The 11,985-nt window shown below is 30.7% G+C and carries 11 protein-coding genes; all 11 read right to left on the bottom strand.

Going from position 1 to position 11,985, the window contains the following annotated elements; all coding sequences use genetic code 11:
- Window positions 1-810 (bottom strand): 2Fe-2S iron-sulfur cluster-binding protein (locus Q0G30_RS10510; protein WP_294389553.1); only part of this gene is annotated, 810 nt, incomplete at its 3' end.
- A 20-nt stretch (window positions 811-830) separates the two neighbouring features.
- Window positions 831-1,919: a 4Fe-4S binding protein gene (locus Q0G30_RS10505; protein ID WP_294389547.1), complete on the bottom strand. Its 1,089-nt coding sequence runs from the start codon at window positions 1,917-1,919 to the stop codon at window positions 831-833.
- 27 nt (window positions 1,920-1,946) lie between these two features.
- Entirely contained in the window at window positions 1,947-3,278 is a 1,332-nt protein-coding gene (gene ssnA / locus Q0G30_RS10500) for a putative aminohydrolase SsnA (RefSeq protein WP_294389545.1), read from the bottom strand.
- 97 nt (window positions 3,279-3,375) lie between these two features.
- Window positions 3,376-4,581 (bottom strand): diaminopropionate ammonia-lyase, encoded by a 1,206-nt coding sequence (dpaL, locus tag Q0G30_RS10495; protein WP_294389543.1) that lies wholly within the window; start codon window positions 4,579-4,581, stop codon window positions 3,376-3,378.
- A gap of 29 nt (window positions 4,582-4,610) precedes the next feature.
- Window positions 4,611-5,543 (bottom strand): carbamate kinase, encoded by a 933-nt coding sequence (gene arcC, locus Q0G30_RS10490; RefSeq protein ID WP_195469278.1) that lies wholly within the window; start codon window positions 5,541-5,543, stop codon window positions 4,611-4,613.
- Window positions 5,544-5,658: 115 nt separating this feature from the next.
- Window positions 5,659-6,852, bottom strand: a complete 1,194-nt coding sequence (gene ygeW, locus Q0G30_RS10485) for a knotted carbamoyltransferase YgeW (protein WP_294389540.1) — start codon at window positions 6,850-6,852, stop codon at window positions 5,659-5,661.
- 54 nt (window positions 6,853-6,906) lie between these two features.
- Window positions 6,907-8,106, bottom strand: coding sequence for a YgeY family selenium metabolism-linked hydrolase (locus Q0G30_RS10480; RefSeq protein ID WP_294389538.1), 1,200 nt, complete (start codon window positions 8,104-8,106; stop codon window positions 6,907-6,909).
- 181 nt (window positions 8,107-8,287) lie between these two features.
- Window positions 8,288-9,262 carry an FAD:protein FMN transferase gene (locus Q0G30_RS10475; RefSeq protein ID WP_294389535.1) on the bottom strand — a complete coding sequence of 325 codons (975 nt, stop codon included), beginning with the start codon at window positions 9,260-9,262 and terminating at the stop codon, window positions 8,288-8,290.
- Between the two features lie 205 nt (window positions 9,263-9,467).
- Complete coding sequence (locus Q0G30_RS10470; protein WP_294389530.1) at window positions 9,468-10,199, bottom strand: FMN-binding protein; 732 nt, start codon at window positions 10,197-10,199, stop codon at window positions 9,468-9,470.
- A gap of 21 nt (window positions 10,200-10,220) precedes the next feature.
- The gene (locus tag Q0G30_RS10465) at window positions 10,221-10,991 is read right to left on the bottom strand and encodes an ABC transporter ATP-binding protein (protein ID WP_195469274.1); all 771 of its coding nucleotides are present in this window, start codon (window positions 10,989-10,991) and stop codon (window positions 10,221-10,223) included.
- Entirely contained in the window at window positions 10,991-11,983 is a 993-nt protein-coding gene (locus Q0G30_RS10460; protein WP_195469273.1) for an iron ABC transporter permease, read from the bottom strand. Before Q0G30_RS10460 ends, Q0G30_RS10465 begins: the two co-directional genes overlap by 1 nt.
- Window positions 11,984-11,985: the final 2 nt, after the last annotated feature.

The raw sequence follows: 11,985 nt of genomic DNA, 5'->3' as shown, positions 1-11,985 counted from the left end.
TGCTATATCTTCACTTTCTGCCACAACTAATGCAATGGTATCACCTACATATCTAGTTTCTTCTCCTATTGCTATTAGAGCTGGCCAATCCTTTTTTAAATGTCCACAGAATCTATTTCCTGGTACATCAGCAGCAGTTACAACCTTAACTACCCCTTTTAAATTCAAAGCTTCACTATAATCAATATTTTTTATTAATATTCTTGGATATTCTGGTCTAAGTGCAACTCCATAAAGCATTCCATCTATCTTTAAATCATCACAGTATCCATCTATAGCTAATACCTTATCCTCTGCATCAATTCTTCCCAAAGGCTCGCCAACTAGCCCTTTGCACTTTACTAATGGTATATCTTTATTATCTCTTATAATTTCAGCTGCCATTAATATGGCCTCTTCAATTTTTTTATATCCTGTGCATCTACATATATTTCCTATAAGTGCTTTTTTTACGTCTTCCAAAGTTGGAGTTAATGTTTTATTAAATAATCCTGTAGCACTTATAACCATTCCCGGTATACAAAAACCACATTGAACTGCTCCAACCTTTGTAAATGAATAAGCAAAAGCTCTTTTATACTTATCATCTAAACCTTCAACTGTAATAATTTTTTTATCTTTAACTTTTTCTCCTTTTAATATACAAGCTTTAGTTGCCCGTCCATCAACTAGAATCATACAAGCTCCACAAGCTCCCTCACCACAGCCATTTTTTACTGATATTAAATCTTCCGTATCTCTCAAAAACCTTATTAAAGATTCCTCTTCCCCTATACTACATACCTTTCCATTTAGTAAAAAATTGACCATATCCCCTTCTCCTCACTACTTTAATTGTATTGTATTGTTAGGGCATTTTTAGGACATTTAGTTACACAAAGACCACATCCAAAGCATTTACTATTATCTATGTGCAACTTATCTTTTATATCAATAGCTTCATATACACAACTTACTTTACATTGTCCACATTTTATACATTTATCTAAATTAACCTTAGGTGGAATAGAAGTTGTTCTAAATTTTCTTTCCTCTGCCTTCTTATGAGAAATACCTATTATTTCATTTACGTTACTATATCCATGGCTATCTAAAAAGTCATTTAACTCTTTAGCAATTTTTCCATAAACACCTGGTCCCTTTAATATAGCTTCAGTACATACTTGTACTGCTCTTGCACCAGCCATTAACATTTCAGCAGCATCTTTTCCTGAGGTAACTCCTCCAACTCCTATAATAGGAATATTAACAACTCTTGATGCATCATATATATTTCTTACAGCTAATGGCCTTATTGGTGATCCTGAAAGCCATCCATAACCTTTTTCACTTCCCATAATCGGATATCCAGTTTCAATATCAATTGCCATACAAGGTCCAAAGGAATTAATCATAACTAATCCGTCTGCTCCTGCATCCTCTAATGCTTTTGCTATACCTTGAATATCGGTATGAGGACTTAACTTCATAAAAACAGGACAATCCAATGCTGATTTTGCAGCCTTCATAGCATTTACTATTGGTCCAATATCTGTTCCAACATAATGTGTAGAAAGTTCTACTGCATCTGCATAAGGTTTAACTAAAGGTGCAACCTTTGAAATTTGATCTGCTGTATATCCCATACTTACTATCATTGGAACTCCAGCTTCCTTTGCTCTCTTATACTCTTTCGCTGCCCATTGTTCTTTTGGTAACTCTGACCATAACTCTGTATTTAAAAAACCTGAATTAGTTTTTGCCATACAAGGTCTTGGTACATCTGCCGGGTTTTCTGATATAGTTTTAGTAACTATTCCTCGAGCTCCCCCTTGTACTGCCTTTACACAAAGTTCTCCATCCTTTGCACCTGGTCCAGCTGCAGTAAAAATCGGATTACTAAATTTCATTCCTAATATATCAATATTTAAACTTGCCATTCCCATATCCCCCCTCTTTATTCTTATTTAAAGTTTCTTCCACAACTTCTCTGCTACTTGTCGTGCTTTCTTATAAATAAGCTCCTCATCAATGTTAACTATTACTCTATCTTTCATTACAACTTTTCCATTAATAACAGTTGTATCAACACTTCTACCTGAAACACCAAATAAAATATGTCCAAAGTAATTATTTTTATCCATAGGAGTCATAGGATTATAGTCTACTACTATAACATCAGCATATGCTCCTTCCTCTAAAACACCTAATGGTTTATTATAATATTTTGAAGCAATCTCTTTATTATTAAATATCATTTTCGCTGTTTCCATAAATCCAACATTAGAATTACATAAATTATGTTTATTAATAATATTCTCAACCTTCATTGATTCAAACATATCATTTGTATATCCATCTGTTCCTAGACCTATTCTAATTCCTTTATCTATCATTTTAATTACAGGTGCAACACCTACTGCATTAGCCATATTAGATTCCGGATTATTAACAACACTTGTATTAGTTTCCTTTAAGATATCTAACTCATATTTATTAACATGTATACAATGAGATGCAATTGTCTTTTCACCTAATATTCCATAATCAAATAGTCTTTCAACAGTTCTTTTTCCACTACATATTAAACTATTTTTTAAATCTTCTATTCCCTCTGATACATGAATATGATATCCTGCATCAATTCCATCCATAGCTTCTCTACACTTTTCTAAACTTTCATTACTTAAAGTAAATGATGCATGCATTCCAAACATACCTTTAGTCATATCATCTTCCTTTTCATTAGCATATTTTATAAAATCAATATTTTCATTAATTCCTTGTTTAAGTATTCTTTGTCCATCTCTATCTGAAACTTCATAGCAATAACACCCTCTTATTCCTAATTCATCAGCTACATTAGATATTGCAAATAAACTTCCTTCTACTGACATAGGACTTGAATGATGATCAAAAACAGTTGTTACACCATTTTTTATACATTCAATTAAAGTTGTGTATGCACTATATCTTATGTCTTCTAGTGAAAGCTTTTTATCAATTCTCCACCAGACATTCTTTAAAATATCAGTAAAGGTTTCTGCTGGCGGATTTTTTAAATCTAATCCTCTAGCAAAAGCACTATATATATGATGATGAGTATTTATCATTCCTGGCATTATAAGCTTCTCTTTAGCATCTATAAACTCATCATACTTATTAGCATATTTATATTTAATTTTTGAAGTTTCCCCAACTTCTTTAATCATATTGCCTTCTATGGCTATACATCCATTTTCTATAAAAGTATTATTATTATCATTAGTAATAACTCGTCCATTTCCAATTAAAATCATAATCCCACCTACTTTTTGATATTTTTAATTTTAACTACAATATATTAATTTTACCAAAAATTTCAATTTTAAACAGATAGGTGCTATTTTTTATTTTTTAATATTCATTTTTCCAAACAATTTTTCTATACTTATCCGGATCAGTATCGCCTTCTGTACTAAATAAAAGAATCTTTGAACTTTCATCTAAGCCTAATTTTTCTTTTAACTCTGAATACTCTTTATTAGTCATTATTTCATATAACAATCCTAGTGTTACAGCTCCTGACTCACCTGAAACTACCTTCTTATCTCCTTGAATTGGATTTCCAAGTATTCTCATCCCATTTGCAGAAATATAATCTGGTGCAGAAATAAACATCTTTGAATGATTTTTAAGAATATCCCACCCAATAATATTTGCCTCACCGCAGGCTAATCCTGCCATAATAGTAGGCATATCACCATCTACAATTCTTAAATTACCATCATTAGCAACAGCAGATTTATAAATACAAGCAGCTTCACTAGCTTCTACAATTGTAGTTATAGGACAATCCTCCTTATATACCGATGCAAAAAATCCTTGAATTGCACCTGCTAAAGACCCAACCCCTGCTTGTATAAATATATGTGTTGGTCTTTCAATTCCAAAATCTTTAAGTTGATTTAATGCCTCTAATCCCATAGTTCCATAACCTTGCATTATCCAAGCTGGAATATCCTCATAACCTTCCCATGCAGTATCTTGAATAATAACCCCATTATGTTCATCTGCATATTTAGCAGCTAACCTAACAGCTTCATCATAATTCATATCAGTTATTGATGCATCAGCACCTTCTTTTCTTATATTCTCAAGTCTAGTTTGAGAAGAACCCTTAGGCATATAAACTACTGATTTTTGCTTTAATTTATTAGCAGTCCACGCTACACCTCTTCCATGATTTCCATCTGTAGCAGTTACAAATGTTATATCACCAAGCTTCTCTCTTACTTCATTAGATATTAACTTTTCATATGGTAATTCAGAAATATCCTTACCTAACTTTTGAGCTAAGTATTTTGCCATAGCAAAAGATCCACCTAATACCTTAAATGCATTTAATCCAAATCTATATGATTCATCCTTAATATATATTCCTCCAACACCTATTTGCTTACTTAAATTATCTAAATTAACTAATGGTGTTTCTTTATATTGTGGAAAACTACTATGAAATTGTTTTGTCTTTTCAATTTCTTCTTTACTTAAAAACTTTAATCTATTTGCATCCTCTACCTTTGGCAAAGTATTTTCTTTCCATTCTATTCTTTCTTTCATATTCACCCACTCTCCCCTTTAAACTCTATCTATTTATATATTTTAGTTCCTGTCTTTCCTTCTATACCATATTTAGCCTTTTCTAATAAAGTAATCAATGAATACCTACCTTCCTTAGATTCTGCAAACTCTATTGCGGCTTCTACCTTAGGCTTCATCGATCCTGGTGCAAAATGCCCTTGACTAACATATTCTCTCATTTCTTTTGTAGTAACTTCATCAAGCCACTTTTCATTTTCTTTTCCAAAGTTTATAGCTACCTTTTCTATCGATGTTAAAATTATAAAGCAATCTGCATCTATAAATTTTGCTAATACACAGCTAGCATAATCCTTATCTATTACTGCACCAACACCTTTTAAGTGATTTCCTTCACTAACTACAGGAATTCCACCACCACCACAAGCTATAACTACTTGCCCACTTTCAACTAAAGCTTTTATAGTTTCAACTTCAACTATTCCAATAGGTTTAGGGGATGCAACGACTCTCCTATAACCTCTACCGCTATCCTCTATTACCTTTTTACCTTCTTTAATTATACTGTCGGCCTCTTCCTTAGTCATAAATGCACCTATAGGTTTAGTTGGATTATCAAAGGCACTATCCTTGGAATCTACTTCAACTTGAGTTATTATTGTTGATACTCCTTTATTTATATTTCTATTTAACAATTCTTCTCTTATCGCATTTTGTAAATCATAGCCTATATATCCTTGGCTCATTGCAACACATACAGACATAGGGCATATTGAATATTTTTTATTTGTTTTATGAAATTCTGTCATAGCACTATTAATCATTCCTACTTGAGGCCCATTTCCATGAGATATAATAACATCATTGCCTTGCTCTATTAAGTCAACTATAGCCTTTGCTGTTGATTTTACAGCTACCATTTGCTCTGCTAGTGTATTACCTAAAGCATTTCCACCTAAAGCAATTACTATTTTTCTTTTCATTTCGACCCCCATTTTCTATAAATATTATCAATAGAGATTTATCTAAGAGCTAAGAGTATATCTTTCTCTTATTTCTTAATCACTCTTTATTATTTCTTATTTATTCATTAAGCCATTATTTACTTTGGCGTTCTTTTCCTTTATCTTGAAGATTTTTTAAAGTTTCTTGTGGATTCTTAATTTTGCTTAAGAAAATCATTGCTGCAATAACATATGGTTTAAAACTAGCCTCTTTATATAATGATGTTCTATATCTATTAAATACAGAAGCCTCTACTTCCCCTTTTTCACAACTTACTCCCGTTATATCTGCTGGTAAGCAATGTAGATATATTGCCTTACCATCTTTTGTTGTCTTCATTAACTCTTCTGTACATTCCCAATCTTTATATTTTGCATTTTGTGCTAATAATTCCTTTTCTAAATCCTTAATTCCCTCGGTATCTCCCTTTGCATATAAATCAGTACGCTTTTCCATAGCACTAAATGGTGCCCAACTCTTTGGATATACTATATCTGCATCTTTAAATGCTTCTGCCATAGAATTTGTCTTTGTAAATGATCCACCTGACTCTTTTGCATTTTTCACTGCTATTTCTTCTACTTCACTCATTACTTCATATCCTTCTGGATGAGCAAGTACAACATCCATTCCAAATCTAGTTAATAATCCTATTACTCCTTGTGGTACTGATAATGGCTTTCCATATGAAGGAGAATATGCCCAAGTCATAGCAACTTTCTTTCCCTTTAAATTTTCTATTCCGCCAAATTCATTTATCAAATGTAATGTATCTGCCATTACTTGAGTTGGATGATCTATATCACATTGTAAATTAACTAAAGTTGGAATTTGTTCTAAACATCCATCTTTATATCCTTCCCTAACAGCCTTAGAAACTTCTCTCATATATGCATTACCTTTTCCTATATACATGTCATCTCTGATTCCAATTATATCTGCCATAAATGAAATCATATTTGCAGTTTCTCTTACTGTTTCCCCATGAGCTATTTGAGATTTTCCTTCATCTAAATCTTGAACTTCAAGTCCAAGTAAATTACAAGCTGATGCAAAACTAAATCTAGTTCTAGTAGAATTATCTCTAAATAATGAAATTCCAAGTCCGCTATCAAATATCTTTGAAGATATATTATTCTTTCTTAATTCTCTTAAAGCTTCAGCAACTGTAAATACAGCTTTTAATTCATCATCTGACTTCTCCCAAGTTAATAAAAAATCATTATTATACATATCCTTAAAGTTTAATCCATCTAATATTTCAATATATTTATCCATTAATCCCATTTTATATCTCTCCCTTTATTCTCATTATTTTAAAATATTACTGCTTAATATTTATTATTTATTCTTACAGTAAATAGTTGGCATAGCAGCATAAACCGCAGCACATCTTACTAAATCAGCTTTCCAAGTCTTTTCATTTGGTGCATGGGCTTCTTCTTCTTTTCCTGGTCCAAATCCTATACAAGGTATTCCGAATCTACCCATTATAGAAACTCCGTTAGTTGAGAATGTCCATTTATCAACCTTTGGTTCTCCATACATTCCCTTATAGGCTTCAACCATAGCTTTAGTTTCTGGTGCATCTTCTGGAATTACCCATGTCGGGAAATAACAATCTGTTGGATATACAAGTTCTGTATAGCTTGGCCTTTCATATTTATACATTGATACTTCAGCTTTATATTTCTTTACAAATGGTAAATTGCTTACTTCTTCTAAAGCTGATTGATATGTTTCTCCATCTGTTAAACGTCTATCTAATGATATTGCACACATATCTGCAACTGCACAACGTGATGGTGAATTAAAGAATATTTCAGAAACAGTAACAGTTCCCTTTCCTAAGAATTCATCATAATGAAGATTATCATTTAAAACTCTTATTTCTTGAAGTATATCTGCCATTTTATATATGGCATTATCTCCACGTTCCGGAGCAGAACCATGGCAAGAAATTCCCTTAACTTCTACTCTTATTTCCATACGTCCACGTTGACCTCTATAAATATTTCCATTTGTAGGTTCTGTAATTACTACAAATTCAGGCTTTACTTTATCTTCGTTATATATATATTGCCAACATAATCCATCACAATCTTCTTCTTGAACAGTGCCTGTTACTAATACAGTATATTTATCACTTAAAAGGCCTAAATCTTTCATTATTTTAGCTCCATAAGTCGCTGATACAATTCCACCAAGTTGGTCTGATGCTCCACGCCCACCTATCTCTTCTTCTGTTTCATAACCTTTATATGGATCAAAGTCCCAGTTGCTTAATTCTCCAAGTCCAACTGTATCAATATGAGCATCATACCCTATTAATGTTTCTCCAGTTCCCATATATCCTAAAATATTACCCATTCCATCAATCTCAACTTTATCAAATCGTAACATTTCCATTTCTTCAGCAATTCTACTTATAACATCTTTTTCTCCACAACTTTCTCCTGGTATTGCTATTAAGTCCCTTAAGAACTTAGTCATATTCTTTTCATATCCCTCTGCTTGTAATTTAATTGCTTTAAAATCCATAATAGCCTCCCAATACTCCAAACAAAATTTTTATTAAATAATTACACTAATATATATATAGCAATAATAGCGCCAAAATATTTGTTTAATATTACCTTTAATATAAAAAAACTATGCAAAGTAAAAAAAGGTATAAGAAAACTATTTAATAGTTTCCTTATACCTTTTAAACATAAACTTATTAAAACGCTAATACCTTATAATTTTCAAATAATTTAAAGCCTTCTAATAAATCTTTAGTAATTATTATCTCATCATTATTGGTAATCATTACTCCACTAATATTATGCTTTTTCATAAATTCATAAGCCTTATCTTTTCCCATAATAAATAAAGGAGTTGAAAGTGCATCTCCATCTATAGATTCACTACTTACTACTGTTATTGATTTCAAGTCTGATTTTATAGGATAGCCAGTTTTAGGATTTAATATATGACAATATAATTCATCTTTATATATAAATGCTCTTTCATAAGCCCCTGATGTAACTACAGATTTATCTTCAACCTCAATAGAACAAATACATTTTTCACTGTGTTTTTTAGGTTCATATATTCCAACACTCCATAATGAATCATGGTCTTTCTTTCCTAAAACCTTTATGTTTCCACCTATATTTATTATTGCTGAATTTATATTATTCTCTTTATAAAACTCAATTATTTTATCTGCAATATACCCTTTAGCTATTCCACCTAAGTCTATCTTTTGATTTTCTCTTAATAACATAACAGATAAGTTATTTTCATTTAGAATAACATCTTCATAATCTACTAAAGTTTTTAGTTCTTTAACTTTTTTCTCACTTAAAACTTTAGGGTTATTGCTATTAATCTCCCATTCTTCAACTAATGGAGCAATAGTTATGTCAAATATACCATTAGTTAATTTAGAATAATAAGTAGAATTTTTTAAGATTTCAAAAGTATCAAGGGAAACTTTAGTAAAGCCTTTAGCAGCATTTCTATTTACTTTACTTATCTCACTATTTTCTTTAAAAAAACTTAATTTCTCTTCATAGTCTCTCATAATTAAAGTTGCCTTTTCTGCTATATCCTCTATTTTAAATAATATATCTTCTTTATTATTATATACTATCTTTTGATAAACTCTTGTATTAAATATAAAATCTTCTTTTTCAAAAAAACTTTTCATATAACCATCTCCCCTATAGAGCTAATTTTATTTTTCTCTTTTTATAGTTCCCTACTTATTATAATTTATCTTATATTTTTTTCTTGATAGCTTTTAAAAGATTAATAAATACTATTTTCTATATATAAAAAATTATCATATATAAATTACATAAAAAATAAGTTACCATATGGTAACTTATTTATAAAGCCTAAACAGTTAATAATTATTGTGCCTTACTTAAAGCATTACTAACTGCATTTATTATTCCGTTACTAGTATATGTTGCACCTGAAACTACATCAACACTAGTACTTTGACTTGATATTATTTTACTAGGTATTTCTTCTATAGCTCTATCAGCAAATACTTCAGTATCATTATGACTAGTAACAGTAATACTTGTTATTACATCATTAGATATTTGTACACTAACTTGTAATGTTCCTGAAAAACCTGATGCTGATCCTGAATAAGTACCATCTTTATATTTAGATGTACTTTCTACACTATCTGTAACAGTTGAATTGGAATTTGAATTTCCATTACTTACTTCATTCTTTACTTCCTCAACTACATTACTTCCTGTTTGTGAATTACTTGCAGTATTATTTTGTGAATTTTCACTAGAGCTATTAGCACTAGAATTAGTTGCAGAATTTACACTTGCACTACTATCACTTGTGTTATTATTTGAAGATGAACTTTCATTAGTTACTACAGCTACCTCATCTTCAGCGTTATCTATTACTTCTTCTACTTCATTTTCAAGATTATCTTCAGCTGTTTCTATTTCTTCAACAACTTCTTCTGTTTCAACATTTTCAATTTCTTCTATATCTTTTGCTATATCAGCTTTAGCTTCTTCTTTAGGTTTATTTAATAAGAAGCCTGCTCCTATTGAGCTCACTATCACTCCACAAACTGCAGCTGTTAATACTTTATTTTTCTTATTCATATTATACTTCCTTTTTAAACTTTATAGTTTTAATGGAACAAATACTGTTTCTGTTTCCATTTCATTAATAAATCCACCAATTTTATATACATTATTAAGTAAATCCATATTTATAACTTCATTAGCTCTTCCGCTTGATATCACTTGTCCAGATTTCATTACTATAACATTATCACTATATTTTATAGCTTGATTAATATCATGTAATACCATAACAACTGTTAATTTACTTTCTTCATTTAACTCCTTAACAAGTTCTAATATCTCAACTTGATGATAAATATCTAAATATGTTGTAGGTTCATCTAAAAATAAAATTTCACTTTTTTGTGCTAAGGCCATTGCTATAAAAGCTCTTTGTCTTTCTCCTCCAGACATACTCATAACAGCTTTATCTTTTAACTTTTCAAGACCTGTCCTTTTCATAGCCCATTCAATGATTTCATCATCGCTTTCATTATTTCCTTGGAAATACTTTTTATGAGGAATTCTGCCATAAGACACCAATTCTTTAACAGTAATATCACTAGGAACTGTATTTTGTTGATGAACTGTGGCGATTTCTCTTGCTAATTCTTTTTGCTTTAAAGCCTTTACAGATTTTCCATTAATACTTACTTCTCCAGAAGTAGGCTTGTTCAATCCTGCAAATATACTTAATAGCGTAGATTTACCACTACCATTAGGTCCTAATATAGTCGTTATCTTTCCCTTTTCTATTTCAACACTTAAGTTAGTAATAAAGTTTTTATCTTTATTATAAGAGAAGTATAAGTCCTTTGCCTTTATCATTACTTTAAGTCACTCCTTCTTAAAAGATATAAGAAAAATGGTGCTCCCAATATAGCAGTTACTACTCCTACTGGTATTTCATTAGGTCTCATGGCCATTCTTCCAACAGTATCAGCAAATAATACTAAGAATCCTCCTACTATTCCGCTACAAGGAATTAAATACTTATGATCAGATCCTATAATAATTCTGCAAACATGTGGTACAACTAATCCAACAAAGGATATAATACCTGCAATTGCAGTTGATATACTAGCTAAAAATACAGCTACAGCAGTAACTATTATCATATATAGATCAGAGTTAAAACCTAAGCTTCTTGCATTTTTACTACCAAGAGCTAATATATTACAAACCTTGCTTAATAGTAATGCTGCAACTATTCCTATAACAGAATAAATTAATAGTATATGTACATTACTCCAATTAACCGTTGCTAGACTTCCCATCATCCACTTTTGAATATTACTTGCTCCAAGCCCTGCACTAACAGTAATCATAGATGAGAACCCACCTAATAATGCATTACATGCTGCACCTGCTAATACAATTCTTATTGGCGATAATCCATTTTTATATGCCATAAAATAAATAATCACACAGCATACTAATCCACCAAAGAATCCAAATATAGGTCTTAAATTAGTTACACTTGGTATAAATACCATAAAGAAAATTGTAACTACACAAGCCCCTGAAGATATACCTGTTATATATGGATCTGCTAGTGGATTTCTTATTACAGATTGTAATAAAACCCCTGCTATCGCTAAATTTGCTCCAACTAATACAGCTATTATCACTCTCGGCATTCTTAAATCTTTAATAATTCCAATATTTCCATCTGACTGGCCTGAAAACAACCCGCTTATAAGTTCTTTAAATGTTATATTTACACTACCTAACTTTAATGAAATTAATATAGTTGCTAATAACACTATTAAGGATATTACTATAAATGATAATTTAAATTTTTTATCTGAAACTCTCATAA

This window comes from uncultured Clostridium sp. (assembly GCF_934754925.1).
Taxonomy (GTDB): domain Bacteria; phylum Bacillota; class Clostridia; order Clostridiales; family Clostridiaceae; genus Clostridium.
The sequence above is the reverse complement of the archived record's forward strand: the minus strand, read 5'-3'. Positions and strand labels throughout refer to the sequence as shown.